This window comes from Paracoccus spongiarum (genome assembly GCF_030732095.1).
Lineage (GTDB): Bacteria > Pseudomonadota > Alphaproteobacteria > Rhodobacterales > Rhodobacteraceae > Paracoccus > Paracoccus spongiarum.
This window is the reverse complement of the sequence record NZ_JAVAMQ010000036.1, coordinates 1-13,788: the sequence shown is the minus strand read 5'-3', so window position 1 is coordinate 13,788 and position 13,788 is coordinate 1. Positions and strand designations below refer to the sequence as shown.

Genomic DNA, 13,788 nt, shown 5'->3' with positions numbered 1-13,788 from the left:
TGATTTTGAAATCAGCAATCCATCGTGCCGATGAAATTTATCCGCATGGTTGCTGCTGACAAAGGCGCCGCGACTTTCAAAATCTCATTGCTTCAAGTCGCGTCGTCAGGTTGGGGAAGTAATTTTTCGTAATCGTTTTTCTTTTTGAGCGTCCTTGCGTTAACGTGGATGGAAAGGACTACGCACGGCTTTTTCGTGCGCGGTACCAGATCTGGCAAAAAAGGCCAAGCACGACAGGAGCCAGTGCGGACATGAGTGAACTGACGCAATACGCCATTCTGCTCGGCCTGACGTTCGGCACGGTCGGGCTGGTCCTGAGCATCTATGCCCTCGCCCGTGCGATCGGGCGGGCCCGTGCCGAACCCGCCAAGGACGTGCCCGCAACCGCCGGCACGCTGGCCCGCGATCCGGTCTGGGTCCGATACCACGCCAAGTATTACGGCTATGCGCTATTGTTTCTGGCCTTCGATATGGAGATGGCGTTCATGTACCCTTGGGCGGTCGTCTACCGTGAAGAGGGGCTGGTTGCCCTGCTCGACATGGGTGTCTTTCTCGCAATCCTGTTTCTCGGCCTGCTCTATGGATGGAGCCAGGGCGCGCTGAGGCGGCAATGATGGATTTGTCCGGAGCACGTCAGGGTCTGTTGCGCGGTTTCCGCGGGTTGGTCGCCGGGGCCATGGCGCGGGACTTGCGCGCGTTCGTTATTCCCGGTGAGGATATCGCAAATGCCCGTGGTCTCGATCTGGACGCCGCAGGGCTGATCCGCGCGGTGACGCCGCGCCACGCGAACGTCTTGCTGATCGCGGGGCCCTTGCCCACTGCGCTGGCCGATGCGGCCAGCGTCGTCTGGGCCCAGATGCCGCGACCCCGGTGCATTCTGGCGCTTGGTGAGGTCGATCTTGGCCCTCTGCCCACTGCCGACGTGACGGCGGAGATGTCGCAGGCGGGCCTGATCTCCGGACTGGAGGATCTGCGCAAACTGCTCCGCAATGGGGCTTTTGCACCAGACATCACGGAGTTTGATGCGCCTGCCCTGTCGGAGCGGATCGAATACACCTGCCCCATGCATCCCGAAGTCGTTTCGGACGAACCCGGCAAATGCCCGAAATGCGGGATGTTCCTTGTGGAACGCCGCGTTTCCGGCGCGGCGTCGCACGGCCATGAGGGCCATGAGGGCCATGAGGGCCATGAGGGCCATGAGGGCCATGAGGGCCATGAGGGCCATGAGAAATCGTCCACGGGTTCTACGCAAGCAGAAAAGGCCCATCATCACGCGGATGCTGTGACCAGCGCCGAGGCGTCCACTTCCTATGTTTGCCCCATGCACCCAGAGGTCACCTCCGACACGCCCGGCTCCTGCCCCAAATGCGGCATGGACCTCGTCCCTCAGGCCGAGGCCGGAGAGCACGCGCACCAAGGTCATCATGCGCATCACGGCCACGGCCATCACGCCAAACCGGCCTCGGAGCCGACAGGCCCCTACACCTGCCCGATGCACCCCGAGGTGACCTCCGAGACACCGGGTTCCTGCCCCAAATGCGGCATGGACCTCGTTCCGCAGGCCGAGGCCGGAGGCCACGCGCACAGTGGACATGGCAGTCACAAGCACCACGCGCACACGCCAGCCCAAGAGGGCCAAGGGGGGCACGCTGCGCATGGCGCACACGGGCAGCAGGATGCGCATAGCGAGCATCATGGCCACGCAGGCCACGGCGCAGCGCCCGACATCCCGGGGATCGAGCCACATTTCATGTCCATGGTCGAGCTGACGGAAGGCAAACCGGTCAGCCCCGACGGGTTGGTGATGGAATGGATAGACGCTCCATTCGGCCCATTCTTCCCGGGTCTGCCAAGCGGACTGCATATGGTTCTGACCCTCGATGGAGACAGCGTCGCGGGCGCCGAGATCAGAGGGATGGAGGCGGCAGCGCTGCCATCAGGCGTTGCTCTCGAAGACTTTGCTGCAAGTCTTGCAGACGCGGTGCCCCTGTCACCTGTGGCGATGCGCGAACTGGCCTGCCGCGCTGCCGAAGCTGCAACAGGGCAGACCGCGCCGAAAGACGTGCTGACGGCGCGCGCCGCGGCGGTTGAACGCGAAAGGATCGCAAGCCATCTCAACTGGCTTGCCGGGTTGGCTCGACAAGCGGGCCTTGCACCGCTGGGGCGCCGGGCGGCGGCCATGGAACACCGCGTCCGGACGGCTAAAGCGGATGAGGTGGCAGAGCAAGCAACCTCTATAACGAGCCTTCTGCACGTTGCACTCAACCGATCACTTATGGGACCAAAACTGACCGGGATCGGGACGCTTCAGGGAGCATCGGAAGGTCCTGTGGCACGTGCGGCGGGCCATGCGTCCGATGCCAGACACGGCGACGGGGTCTACGACGAATTAGGTTTCGAACCGATCACGCAGGATGAAGGCGACGCGATGGCGCGGCTACGCCAACGCTGTGCGGAGATTGCGCAAAGCCTTGATCTGATAGCCGAGGCGGGCGCGATTGCGATACCAGTGATGCCGCGTGCAAAAGGCGACGGCCATGGCATGGCCACACTGGAAACACCGCGCGGACCGGCAACCCTGCACCTGACATTGAAGGGTGGCATGGTTTCCTCGACCCATCTGACCACACCTTTCGCGGCACTCGCTGCGCATGTGCCCGACCTGATAAAGCAGATGGAACTTGCCGACGCACTGACCGCAATCGCCTCGCTCGATCTTGATCCCTGGAGCGCGTCACAATGAGTATCGCGATGATCCTTTTGGCGCTTGCTGTCGGCTGCTACGCAGTGGCCGTTCTGGAAAGCTGGGCGGTTCACGGACGCCTGAGCCTGACACGCCCGGCGACTTCGGCACTTGCTCTTTTGGGCCGTGAACAGATCATGCCCCGCACGCCCGACCGGCTCTTCTTCGAATCCGGCCCGGTCCTACTGCTGGTCGCGGGATTGCTGTCGGTGGCGGTGATCCCGCTGGCGCCGGGGCTGATCATTACCGATCTGGCCATTGGCGCGTTGTTTCTGAACGCCGCGCTGGCCTATGTACTGGTTGCCCTTATCATGGCGGGCTGGGGGCCAAACGGAGCTTATGGGATGATCGGCGGCTGGCGCTTTCTGGGCCAGTTCATCGCCTATGCCATGCTGATCGTGATGCCCATAACGGCAGTGGCGATGCGGGCGGAGTCGCTCTCCACCACCCAGATCGTCCTGTCTCAGGCGGCGCTGTGGAACGTCGCCTATCAGCCCATCGGCTTCGTCCTGTTCGTCATCGCGGCGATGGGTGTCGCCTGGCTGCCGCCCATCGACCTGCCCACCGGCGGCGGCGATCTGGCGGGTGGAGTCGAGGCCGAATACACCGGCGCGCGGCTGGCCGTCCTGCGGCTGGCACGGCTTGTGATCATCGTCGCACTGGCCAGCGCAACCGTCACTTTCTACCTCGGAGGCTGGCTTGGCCCGTGGCTGCCGGGCTGGGTTTGGACTGCGCTCAAGACGCTCGCCGTGGCAGCAGGGATGCTTGCGCTCGGATCCAGACTGCCGCGCCTGCGCGAGGCGAAGTATCTTGAACTGAGCTGGAAGCTCGGCATCACCCTGGCGCTGGCCAATATCTTCCTTGTGGGCGTCATCGCCCTCGTGGTGCCGATATGAGCCTTGCCACCGCCCTGTTTCTCGCGTTTTTCGGTGTTGCCGCGATCTGGTTCGGGATCGTCGTCTTTCGCACGCATTCCATGGTGCGTTCGGCCATCGCGCTCCTCTTCAGTCAGACCGCCATCGGGGCGATGTTCCTTGTCATGCAAGCCGAGTTCCTGGGCGTGCTCCAGATCATGATGATGGCCACCGAGATGAGCGTCATGGCGATCTTCATGGTCATGTTCATGATGGACCCCGGCGGCATGGGCAAGATGGACATGACACACCAGAAACGCTTGTCGCTCTGGGCAGGCGGGATTGGCTTGGTTGCCGCGCTTGTGGTGATCTGGACCGCCGGCTGGCAAGGCCCCGTGCCCGACGTGCCCGGGGCCGATGAACAGGCGCGCTTGCTGGGACGCGAAATCCTCGGACGCTCGATGTTCATCTTTGAAAGCGCGGCGCTGATGATCCTGACCGCGATGATCGCCGCGACCATGGTCGCCATCGCCCCGCAAGAGGAGGACACCCCATGATCCCCGAGCTCATGATCGCGCTCAGCGTCGGTGCGGCGCTTTTCGGCGTTGGTCTCTATGGCGCGCTCAGCCAGACCAACCTTGTCATGATCATCATGGGGGTCGAGCTGATCCTTGCCGCGGCACTGCTCAATCTCGTGGCGTTCTGGCGCTATCTGCACCCCGATGTGACCGCGGCGAAGATGTTCGTGCTAATTGTCATGGCGGTGATGGCGGTCGAGATGGCCGTGGGTTTCGGCATCGCCATCGCGCGGTTCCGCTCGCGCGGGTCGGTCGAGATGGAAGAAGCGCGGGAGCTCAAGGGGTGATCTGGCTGGCGCTGACGATCCTCGCGCCCCTGGGCGCGGGCCTGACGGCCCTTGCGCTGCGGCGGGCGCCGGAGGCGATTGCGCTAATCGGCGCAGCCCTGGGCCTTGCCGGGGCAATTGCGCTGTTCGCCGGGGTGGCGGGCGGTACGGATATCACGGCCAGTCTGCCTTTCCTGCCGGACCTGCCGATCCGGTTGGTGGCCAGCCCGCTGACGGCAACGCTGGCGCTGGTCGTCGCGACCGTCGCGGCCATGGTCCTGACCTATGCGGCGGGCTACATGGCGCAGGATCCGGAACGCCCCCGCTTTTTCGGCACCATGCTGATGTTCGTGGCCGCGATGCAACTTCTGGTGCTGTCGGGCGACTGGATCACACTTCTGGCGGCGTGGGAAATGATCGGTTTCGCCTCTTACCTTCTGATCGGGTTTTGGCACGGACGCAACGGAGTGCCCGGGGCGGCCATGAGGGCGTTCCTCTATACCCGGACGGCCGATCTGGGCCTCTACCTCGCGGCCTTCCTGCTGATCGGTATCGCCGGAACCTCCGAGATATCGGCCACGCTTGCCACCACCGGCACCCCGGCGCTGATCGCGGGCCTGCTGCTCTTGTTCGCGGCGATGGGCAAGTCGGCGCAGGTGCCGATGCAGGACTGGCTGATGCGGGCGATGGCGGGACCAACGCCGGTGTCTGCCCTGCTCCACTCGGCCACGCTGGTAGCGGCGGGGGCGATCCTGCTGATCCGGACCGCACCGATGTTGCCTGGCGGCGCGCTTCTGGCAATCGGGATTGTCGGCGGGGCGACGGCGGTGATTGCCGGGCTAATGGCACTGGCCGCAACGGACCTCAAGCGTCTGCTCGCCGCCTCAACCGCCAGCCAGTACGGGCTGATGCTGATCGCGGTGGGGGCCGGGGTTCCCATCGCCGCCCTTCTGCACCTGATCGCCCATGCGGCGATCAAGTCGGCGCTGTTCCTTGGCGCCGGCGTCTTCCAGCACGACCGCGAGAGCACGGATCTTGACACGCTTGCGGGCGCAGGTCGCACCCGGCCCGGCATCTTTGCGGGCTTTGCCGTGGCAGCTCTGGCGCTGGCCGGGCTGCCACCGCTCGCTGCCTTCTATTCCAAGGACGCAATACTCGCCGCGGCTCTCGATAGCCCCTCTGCCGCGTGGTTGCTGCCGCTGGCCCTTGCCGGGTCGGTGCTGACCGGGGCTTATATGGGCCGGGCATTGAAGGTGCTGTGGTCCGGCACGCCGGAGAAGCCCCACGATCCAGTGCCGCTTATGGCCGTCGGCATGGGCGTTCTCGTGGCACTCGCCGCCACGCTCGGCCTTGTTTTCAAACCGCTGGAGGCGATGCTGGGCGCGCATCTGGCCGAGCCCGGCTGGATCGTCCCGGCCATGGGGCTGGCGGTGGGTCTGGCCGGGCTGGCGCTTGGCTGGCTGCTGGCCCCCGCCCGCCTTCTGGGTCCGCTGCTTGCGCCAGCACGAAACGGCTTCCCGCTCGCAGGTGGCATGGACGCCCTCGTGGTCCGCCCGACGCTGGCCCTGGCACGGCTCTGCGACCGCCTGGATGCCTGGATCATCCGCCGTGTCGTGCTGGGCGGCATCGTCGCAGGTACACAAGCATTGTCACGCCGGATCGAACGCGCCGAAGACAGTCTTCTGGCGCTGCTCAACGCGGTGGGCAGGCTCAACCTGTCCCTCGGGCTGGCCAGCCTGCGTTTTGACCGCGACACCATCGATCGTGCGATCTTTGGCCTTGTCGATCGCACAATCGCCCTCGGCACCCGCGCCCGCCGTCTGCAAAGCGGCCTTATCCACCGCGAAATGGCGCTGACCGTCGCCGGAATCGCTCTCGTCACCGGCGTACTCCTCGCCGCCCCGTTCTACTTCTGAGGATCGCGCCCATGCCGCTTCTGACCATTGCCACCTTCCTGCCCATCCTTGCCGGTCTCGCGCTCATGGCGCTGCCCGACCGGTCCACGCGAACGGCACATGCGGTGTCCATCGCCGCCACGGGGGCCGTGTTCCTGATCACACTGGCAATCTGGGCGCGCGGCATCGTGGCCGGAGACTTCGCCCAGGTCGAGGAAATCGCCTGGATCCCCGCCATCGGCGCGGCCTACCGGCTGGGCGTGGACGGATTGAGCCTGCCTCTGGTGCTGCTGACCTCGCTTCTGTTTTTCCTGTCGGCGTTGTATTCGGCGCGGATCGGGGAGCGGGCGGCCTCCTATGTGGTGCTCATGCTGATGCTGGAAACCGCCTCGCTCGGCACGTTCATGGCGCTTGACGGCCTGCTCTTCTACGTCTTCTTCGAGGTCTCGCTGGTCGGCATGTACTTCATGATCGCAGGCTGGGGCTATGAAGAGCGTCAGCGGGCCGCACTCATGTTCTTTCTCTACACGCTTCTGGGCTCGCTGCCGCTCCTGCTGGCGATCATCGGGCTTTACCTCGGATCGGGCACCTTCGACATGCGTGTCTGGGTCGAGGGCACCGCACTGGGCGGGCTTCCTGCCATGCTGGCGCTGATTGCAATGCTCGTGACCTTCGCGGTCAAGATCCCGGCCTTCCCGGTCCACACCTGGCTTCCCGCGGCGCATGTGCAGGCGCCCACGGCGGGCAGCGTGATCCTCGCCGGTGTGATGCTGAAATTCGGCACCTACGGGCTTGTGCGCTTTGCCTACCAGATGACGCCCGAGGCCTTCGCGCAGGCCGGACAGGTGATCCTCGCCTTCGGGGTGGTCAGTGCGCTATACGGGGCCTTCGCGGCACTGGCGCAGAGCGACCTGAAAAAGATGATCGCCTACACGTCCGTTAACCACATGGGGTACGTGGTGATGGGTGTCGCCGTAGCCGCACTGGCGACAGAGCCGCGCATCCGCACCATCGCATTGGATGGCGCAACCCTGCAGATGGTCAGCCACGGTCTGGTCACGGGGGCGCTCTTCTTCCTTGTAGGGATGTTGCAGGACCGGGCCCATACCCGCGGAATCGGCGATTTCGGCGGGTTGCTGGGTCGCGTGCCGTGGCTCGGCTGGGCCTTCATCCTGTCGGCTTTCGCCTCTCTCGGATTGCCGGGGCTGGCGCATTTCCCGGCCGAATTCCAGATCTTCCTCGCCACGCTCAACGGCATGCCCTGGGGGTTGATCGCGATCCTCGCAATCGTGATCACCGCAGCACTCTACCTGCGCGCCATCGCGGGTGTGTTTCTTGGCGAGATGAACGACAAGTGGGCCGAGATGCCGGATCTGGACCAGCGCGAAAAGCTGGTGATCCTGCCGCTTCTTGTGCTGACCGTTCTGATCGGTGTCGCACCCGGCTGGCTCATTGACATGATCCACACCACCATGACGGGCCTCGGCAACTGATGGAGATGGGCCGTGATCTTGCGCTTCTGGCCCCGGAGCTGACGTTGGCCGCCGCTGCGATGCTGATGATCGTTGCGGAGATGTTTCGCGCGGCGCGGCTGGTGCTGGCCATCGGTCTGGCCGGGCTTGCGGCGGCGACGATCCTGACGCTGCCGATGCTGAGCGTCGACGCCACCGTATTCGGTGGCACCTACCGGATCGACCTGATCTCGGGCTGGGCCAAGCTGATCCTGCTGCCCGGCACTGCGCTGTCCCTGCTGCTCGTCCGGGCCGAAATCGCCGGTCGCCCGCGCGAAGGCAGCGTTCAATCCCTCGTCGTGCTCGTGACCCTTGGCGCGCTGATGCTGTCGGGTGCGGGCGACATGATGGTGGTGGTGATCGGTGTCGTGATGACCGGTCTGGGCTCTTTCGCGCTTGTGGCCTGGCCCCGCGACGATGCCGCCACCGAGGCGGCGATGAAATACCTCGTCTTCGGCGCGGTCACCGGATCGGTGATGATCTACGGGCTGACCTTCTGGTTCGGCGGCACCGGCTCGACCCTGTTCTCGGAGCTGGGCCAGTTGCAGGGCCAGACACTTGTGACCATCGCCGGGTTGATCGCCATCATCGTCGGTCTGGGCTACAAGGGATCGCTGGTGCCGTTTCATTTCTGGGCACCGGACGCTTATCAGGGGGCGCCCGTGTCGATCGCGGCCTACCTGTCCGTCATCACCAAGGCGGCCGCCTTTTTCGCGTTCGCGCAGGTCCTGCGCGACCTGCCCCGTGACGGTGGCTGGCCTCTGGCGCTGGCCGTGATCGCGGCGGCGACAATGACCTATGGCTACCTCGCCGCACTGGTGCAGACCAACCTTGTGCGCCTGATCGCCTATTCCTCGGTGGCACAGTCGGGATATTTCCTGATGGGCGTCGTGGCCCTCGGGGCCAGCGGCTTTGCCGTTCCGGGCATTCTGGTCTTTGCCGCCGCTTACGTGGCGATGAACCTCGGTGCCTTTGCGGTTGTCCTGCTGGCCGGGCGCGATCTGGGCGATCTCGAAGGCTTCGGGCGCACCCGTCCGTGGCTCGGCGCGGCGATGGTGGTGTTCCTGCTGTCACTGACCGGCATCCCGCCGCTCTTCGGCTTCGTGGGCAAATTTTACCTGCTCTCGGCAGCGGTCGAGGCCGGGTATCTGTGGCTTGCGATCATCGGCGTCCTGAACTCGGTGCTGGCACTTGGAGTTTACCTGCGGTTGATGGTGCCGATGTATCGAACTTCTTCGACAGAGCACCCGTCAGAGGTGGGCGCAGTTCTGACCCAAGGAACAGTCGTGGTCACCGTGCTTGCCACGCTGCTCATCGGGCTCGCGGCCGGAATCCTGCCCGGGCCGTAGACCAGACATCGGCATGGATTTGAAGGTGACCGGGCCAGCCCGCCGGTTTGAGACGCGTTCAAGCGAAGAGCATCGGACATTCGCGCGCGCACCTTTTGCGCGCGATGATGTAGATGAGGTGCTGGGTCCCGAGACCGGCAAGCAGGCAAAAAAAATCTACGCATAAAGCACGAACAGGGTATCGACCACTGCCACAATCGTCAGCGCGCATCATCGCATGTGCAAACAGGTTGAAACCGCTGGAGGCGGAATGATCGGGGACAGATAGATCACCTAGATCATCCATCGCGGCATCAGGTAATGGCCCAAAGGGCCCGAAGCTGCATATTTGGGCTTTTGCCGGAACAAATGCGGTACGGATCACGGGTCTGACCGCAGGAGGTACATGGCGACATTATCGGCGGGGAACTTGAAGCCCCGCCCATCCGACACGCGTTCAGCACTGACAGGATATTTCGGCCTGTTGGGGTTGATGGCGACGATGCGGAACAGTTCATCCTTCGACCGGAAGGTGCGACCATAGTCTGAGGGCTCCAGCCCGAAATGAGGTGCGAGAACCTCGAACATGGCCTTGTTCGGGGAATAGATCGCGCCGTCCTCCTGCGGGATGCCGACGCGGAAGCTGATCTCAAAACTGTGGCGCAGGTCGATATCCGTGAGATCGCCCCCTTCGACTGTCAGTCCGTGCGTCTCTGCCACAGCGAGGCATGCCTTCATCATGTCCCGGCGCAGCCGATCGCAAAGCTCTGGGGTCAGGTTACGTGGGGGTTGCACCTTGACCCGTGTTTGCGCAGGCGCCTTGGGCGCAGAAGGCTGTCGCTTGCGCGGGGGCTTTTTCATGCAGTCGGCACCTCTGTGATCTCGTTACTCGTCAGCATTTCAGCCTTTGCTTTATAGACAGTCCCGCGCGAGATCCCCATCTCGCGGGCAATTTCCGTTGGGGAGAGACCTGCGCCAAGTTTGGTCTGAATGGCCGCCATATCGATCTTCGGCGGGCGACCTCGATAGACCCCTTTCCGTTTAGCAACCTTGATGCCTTCGGCTTGCCGCTCCCGACGGAGGTTGGTCTCGAACTCTGCAAAGACCCCAAGCATGTCGAAGAAGGCCTTGCCCGCAGCGGTCGACGTATCGACAGGTTGCTCTGTCGCCGCCAGATGCGCACCCTTTTCTTTCAGCCGCGCAACGATGGTCTGGAGATCCTGCATCAAGCGGGCCAGTCGGTCGATCCGAGTGACCACCAAGGTTTCACCTGGATGGATAAAGTCGAGGATCGTCTTCAACTCAGGTCGACCATCAAGGGTAGCCCCGCTCTTTTGCTCGGTGCGGACCATGCCGCACCCGGCCGCTTTCAAGGCAGCAATCTGCGCATCGAGGTTCTGATCGACGGTCGAGGTGCGCGCGTACCCGATTTTGGCCTGATAAGTGTTCATTTTGGGTGTGCCTCTGACATGACCTGTTCATTATCTCGAAACGGACCCAAAGTGAACACAAAAGCGGTTTGTTTCAGTGTTCACGCGAGATATCATTATAGGCATACCCAAAATGACGAACCTGAAGACTACTCCATCCAAAAATTTCGCTCCCGCCGTTTCTGGGTCTGCAACTTCGTGAAGCGCTCCCTGACAACATCGGCGTGGATTTCATCATGAGCCCAGTCAACGTATCCGGCTTCCTTCGCCCAATCATGTTCTGGGTGGCTTGCGTCCTCGCGCGCCTCCTTGAATGCCTCGTACATCGGTGGGCCTCCGATATCCTCTGGCGGGGTCGCCCATTGACCGCCGACAAAACGCGGCAAGGGCTCGTTCGGCACAACGCGGCGCTTCGAGATCAACTCAACCCGGTGCATCCAGTCATCACCAAAGTCATAGGTATAAATGACCGGCGGCACCTTGGTTTTTAGGAAAAAGTCGACCTTCTTCGTGGTCACTTCCATTACGGGCGGTCCCCACATTGGCTCGACCCAAAAGTCCTCGCTCTTCATTTGGTATTTGCGGTCACCGATCCCGAAGTCCCACAGGTGCATGTCATACCATAGGAAAGCCGCCTGAATGGCGTCGTGCAAATGTGGCAAGGTCTTGTCCGATCGGATCTCGATCTCCCGCCACGGCGCAGGCTCCACGTGTTCAAGGGTAATTTTCAGCCGCAAAACTTGGGGGTCTTTTTTCGCCATGAGCGCCTCTATGCGGCCATGCGTTCAAAATCGATCCGCTTATCCAGATCGACCTCGAAGCGGCCATAAGGGTTGATGTGCAGGTAGATGAGCGGGGACAGGCCGCGATAATCTTCCGGTGACAAGCGTGCGGCCACGTCGGGATTGCGCAAGATAGACTGCACCATCCTCGTGTTCACATAGACCAGCGATGACTGCAGAAGGTGCAGCGCATGGGCGGCAGTTTCCTGATCCCGTACGCGGTTGGTGGCAATCTCACCACCTTTGCCAAAGAACACAAAGCTGTTGGCGCTATTCCAGTTCTCCACGACATTCAGCCCTTCGTGGATTTCCCTGCGGAAGGCCTCTGAGCGCAGATACCGGCATAGAAAAATCGTCTTGATGGCGCGGCCAAGCTCTGCCAGCGCCTTGTAGGTGGGGTGCATCACGTTGGAACGGGCGAACCGGCGCAGGATAGCCTCAGGATCAGCAGTGCCGTGTTGCATGGCCGCAGCGTATTTGACCATTTCGTCATACTGACGCTCGATCTCATCCCAATCAACGACGCCTGATAGAATTGGCAACAGATTGGGCAGTTGCGCCCGCATACCCGTACTCGGAAGGGCCAGTTTCTGTCGCGCGATAGCCTTGAGACGCGGTGCAAGCTCGAAGCCCAGAAGGTGGCAGAAGGCAAAGCCGACTGCGCTTTGGCCATGGCTGTCGACATAGTGCCTCTGGATTTCCATATCCGTGCAATGTCGCAGGACGCCTTCGATCATGGCTGCGACTTCAGAGGATGAGCAACGCTTCAGTTGCGAATAGATGCAGGTCGCTTGGCGCTCGACATGCCAGTAGATCATGACACCCCGCCCGCCATAGCGCGCGTGCCATTCGGTCATCAGGTTACGATCCCAAGCTCCGAACTTGGTGGAATCTCCCGCACAAGTCGTCCCCGGCATGCCCCAGACCTCTGGGTTACGGATCGCAAGCGTTGCATTGGCAACCTGCGCGCAAGCCGCTTTCAGGGAGGCCGGATCAATATACCGCCTCCGAATGTGCAGAAGTTCATCATAACTGACATCGGATGAGCCTGATGCCACCCGTTTCAGGCCCGCATTCGTTCCCAACCCATAAAGGCACAGCAGCAGGCGTTGATCTCGAACGGCTGACGGCAATGCTTCCCGGCTGGCCGAGGTCTGAAAGCTTCCCAGAAACCCGGTATCCAGCGCCGTTTCCTTCAGCACATCGAGCAGCCCCGTCATGGGCCAGACCCGAGCGACTTCGCTTTTCAGCGCAGCCAAGCCGGGAGGCTCAGGAACTGGAGCCAGCGGGGTAACTGAAATCCGGTTTTCCCCACTCCACCGCAGGCGCACCTTATCATTGTCAGGCAACCTCGCATTCAGCAGGAAAAGTTCCTGCTCCAGGTCAGCCTTCACGCGTGCTACGAAGCCCTTGGAATCCTGCGGCAGCCTCAGATCCGCGTAATAGTCATCTCGTCGTTCCGCAAAGTCCCCCGGCAGATCATCATCCGGATTGCGGTACCGGTCCGCGCCCTCAATCCAGATTTCTTTGGCACGGATGCGTTCCCGCAGTTGCGTCAGCACACAGAGCTCAAAGGACACAACATTGACCCGGCCGTTCTCCTCAATGACTGTGTTGCGCCATTTCCCGGGGAGAATCCCTGCTGGAGTATCATCTTCAGAAACCACCCGACGACCAGCTTCCGCAAATCGGATAATCTGATCCAAGGCGGATAATATCGGATTGCCCGCACGTTGCCGCCGCGCGGTATCACTGGAAAATGAGTAGGAAAGATCGTCTGTTGCCCCAATCTGATCCGCAACGTACGCGATCACATCAGGGTCAAGATCACTGCGGTCGGCAGGAAACCGTGCATGTTGGCGAAAAAAGACGAGCTGGCATGCAATCGCTACCCGAGACTTCGCCCCAAACCGATTGAGAAATTCAAAATCGGAATACGAAAGCCCCCACACCGTGGCAAATGCTTGCTCTGTCATGACACCTCCAGACGCAAGCATCATCCAACATCAGGTCTGGCCGTCAATCAGCCTTTTGTTCTCAACATGTTCTCTCAAAAGCCCAAATATGCAGCTTCGGGCCAGCAGGGCCAAGGAGAAGATCGTCCATTTCCACTATCGGCGGCTTCGGATACTGGACCCCGATCGGCTCATCGAGGTCGCCAGCGTCGATCCGCAGACCGCCATGTCGTGGTTTCAGCGGCGGTCGCCTTGAAGGGCAGCACGTGTGGCCAGCGGCATGAGCGTTGAACTAGGCGGTCGGAGCGATTTGGCCCCGGCTGTTCCGTTCGACGATCAGGACGCCGAAACCACTCAGAAAGAGACCCAGAATCAACAGAGGTCCGATCTGCTCATCGAACGCGATGACACCGAGCAGAAGGGCCAGCACGGGCGTAAGGAACGTA

Annotated in this window: 13 protein-coding genes; 9 read left to right on the top strand and 4 right to left on the bottom strand. The window is 62.2% G+C overall.

All coding sequences use genetic code 11. The features are described 5' to 3' along the window. Window positions 1-251: 251 nt before the first annotated feature. The 9 genes from Q5Y72_RS18845 to Q5Y72_RS18805 are packed head-to-tail and all read left to right on the top strand — an operon-like array spanning window position 252 to window position 9,362. A complete protein-coding gene (locus Q5Y72_RS18845) occupies window positions 252-614 on the top strand; it encodes an NADH-quinone oxidoreductase subunit A (protein ID WP_043847423.1) in 363 nt (120 codons plus the stop codon). Next, the gene (locus Q5Y72_RS18840) at window positions 614-2,743 is read left to right on the top strand and encodes a heavy metal-binding domain-containing protein (protein ID WP_305964940.1); all 2,130 of its coding nucleotides are present in this window, start codon (window positions 614-616) and stop codon (window positions 2,741-2,743) included. The genes Q5Y72_RS18845 and Q5Y72_RS18840 overlap by 1 nt, the downstream gene beginning before the upstream one ends. After that, window positions 2,740-3,639, top strand: a complete 900-nt coding sequence (locus Q5Y72_RS18835; protein WP_043847419.1) for a complex I subunit 1/NuoH family protein — start codon at window positions 2,740-2,742, stop codon at window positions 3,637-3,639. Before Q5Y72_RS18840 ends, Q5Y72_RS18835 begins: the two co-directional genes overlap by 4 nt. Then, window positions 3,636-4,154, top strand: a complete 519-nt coding sequence (locus Q5Y72_RS18830; RefSeq protein WP_078523484.1) for an NADH-quinone oxidoreductase subunit J family protein — start codon at window positions 3,636-3,638, stop codon at window positions 4,152-4,154. Before Q5Y72_RS18835 ends, Q5Y72_RS18830 begins: the two co-directional genes overlap by 4 nt. Continuing rightward, window positions 4,151-4,462: an NADH-quinone oxidoreductase subunit NuoK gene (gene nuoK, locus Q5Y72_RS18825; protein ID WP_050532696.1), complete on the top strand. Its 312-nt coding sequence runs from the start codon at window positions 4,151-4,153 to the stop codon at window positions 4,460-4,462. Before Q5Y72_RS18830 ends, nuoK begins: the two co-directional genes overlap by 4 nt. Next, window positions 4,459-6,357, top strand: a complete 1,899-nt coding sequence (locus Q5Y72_RS18820; protein ID WP_305964939.1) for an NADH-quinone oxidoreductase subunit 5 family protein — start codon at window positions 4,459-4,461, stop codon at window positions 6,355-6,357. Before nuoK ends, Q5Y72_RS18820 begins: the two co-directional genes overlap by 4 nt. Before the next feature lie 11 nt (window positions 6,358-6,368). Continuing rightward, entirely contained in the window at window positions 6,369-7,829 is a 1,461-nt protein-coding gene (locus Q5Y72_RS18815; protein ID WP_305964938.1) for a complex I subunit 4 family protein, read from the top strand. Next, a complete protein-coding gene (locus tag Q5Y72_RS18810; protein WP_305964937.1) occupies window positions 7,829-9,196 on the top strand; it encodes an NADH-quinone oxidoreductase subunit N in 1,368 nt (455 codons plus the stop codon). The genes Q5Y72_RS18815 and Q5Y72_RS18810 overlap by 1 nt, the downstream gene beginning before the upstream one ends. Window positions 9,197-9,209: 13 nt before the next feature. Next, window positions 9,210-9,362, top strand: a complete 153-nt coding sequence (locus Q5Y72_RS18805; protein WP_157835931.1) for a hypothetical protein — start codon at window positions 9,210-9,212, stop codon at window positions 9,360-9,362. A 194-nt stretch (window positions 9,363-9,556) separates the two neighbouring features. Here Q5Y72_RS18805 and Q5Y72_RS18800 read toward each other — a convergent pair whose 3' ends face one another. The 4 genes from Q5Y72_RS18800 to Q5Y72_RS18785 all read right to left on the bottom strand — a co-directional run bounded on the left by Q5Y72_RS18800 (window position 9,557) and on the right by Q5Y72_RS18785 (window position 13,363). After that, a complete protein-coding gene (locus Q5Y72_RS18800; protein WP_241656938.1) occupies window positions 9,557-10,036 on the bottom strand; it encodes a hypothetical protein in 480 nt (159 codons plus the stop codon). Next, window positions 10,033-10,626, bottom strand: coding sequence for a recombinase family protein (locus Q5Y72_RS18795; protein WP_305964936.1), 594 nt, complete (start codon window positions 10,624-10,626; stop codon window positions 10,033-10,035). The genes Q5Y72_RS18800 and Q5Y72_RS18795 overlap by 4 nt, the downstream gene beginning before the upstream one ends. Before the next feature lie 128 nt (window positions 10,627-10,754). Further along, the gene (locus tag Q5Y72_RS18790; RefSeq protein ID WP_128490517.1) at window positions 10,755-11,366 is read right to left on the bottom strand and encodes a plasmid pRiA4b ORF-3 family protein; all 612 of its coding nucleotides are present in this window, start codon (window positions 11,364-11,366) and stop codon (window positions 10,755-10,757) included. Window positions 11,367-11,374: 8 nt separating this feature from the next. Beyond that, window positions 11,375-13,363, bottom strand: a complete 1,989-nt coding sequence (locus Q5Y72_RS18785; RefSeq protein WP_305964935.1) for a Tn3 family transposase — start codon at window positions 13,361-13,363, stop codon at window positions 11,375-11,377. Window positions 13,364-13,788 lie beyond the last annotated feature (425 nt).

Bases quoted from the DNA above. Each gene is read 5' to 3' on its own strand.
- Q5Y72_RS18845 (WP_043847423.1), top strand. From the start codon at position 252: ATGAGTGAACTGACGCAATACGCCATTCTGCTCGGCCTGACGTTCGGC.
- Q5Y72_RS18840 (WP_305964940.1), top strand. From the start codon at position 614: ATGGATTTGTCCGGAGCACGTCAGGGTCTGTTGCGCGGTTTCCGCGGG.
- Q5Y72_RS18835 (WP_043847419.1), top strand. From the start codon at position 2,740: ATGAGTATCGCGATGATCCTTTTGGCGCTTGCTGTCGGCTGCTACGCA.
- Q5Y72_RS18830 (WP_078523484.1), top strand. From the start codon at position 3,636: ATGAGCCTTGCCACCGCCCTGTTTCTCGCGTTTTTCGGTGTTGCCGCG.
- nuoK (WP_050532696.1), top strand. From the start codon at position 4,151: ATGATCCCCGAGCTCATGATCGCGCTCAGCGTCGGTGCGGCGCTTTTC.
- Q5Y72_RS18815 (WP_305964938.1), top strand. From the start codon at position 6,369: ATGCCGCTTCTGACCATTGCCACCTTCCTGCCCATCCTTGCCGGTCTC.
- Q5Y72_RS18810 (WP_305964937.1), top strand. From the start codon at position 7,829: ATGGAGATGGGCCGTGATCTTGCGCTTCTGGCCCCGGAGCTGACGTTG.
- Q5Y72_RS18805 (WP_157835931.1), top strand. From the start codon at position 9,210: ATGGATTTGAAGGTGACCGGGCCAGCCCGCCGGTTTGAGACGCGTTCA.
- Q5Y72_RS18800 (WP_241656938.1), bottom strand. From the start codon at position 10,036: ATGAAAAAGCCCCCGCGCAAGCGACAGCCTTCTGCGCCCAAGGCGCCT.
- Q5Y72_RS18795 (WP_305964936.1), bottom strand. From the start codon at position 10,626: ATGAACACTTATCAGGCCAAAATCGGGTACGCGCGCACCTCGACCGTC.
- Q5Y72_RS18790 (WP_128490517.1), bottom strand. From the start codon at position 11,366: ATGGCGAAAAAAGACCCCCAAGTTTTGCGGCTGAAAATTACCCTTGAA.
- Q5Y72_RS18785 (WP_305964935.1), bottom strand. From the start codon at position 13,363: ATGACAGAGCAAGCATTTGCCACGGTGTGGGGGCTTTCGTATTCCGAT.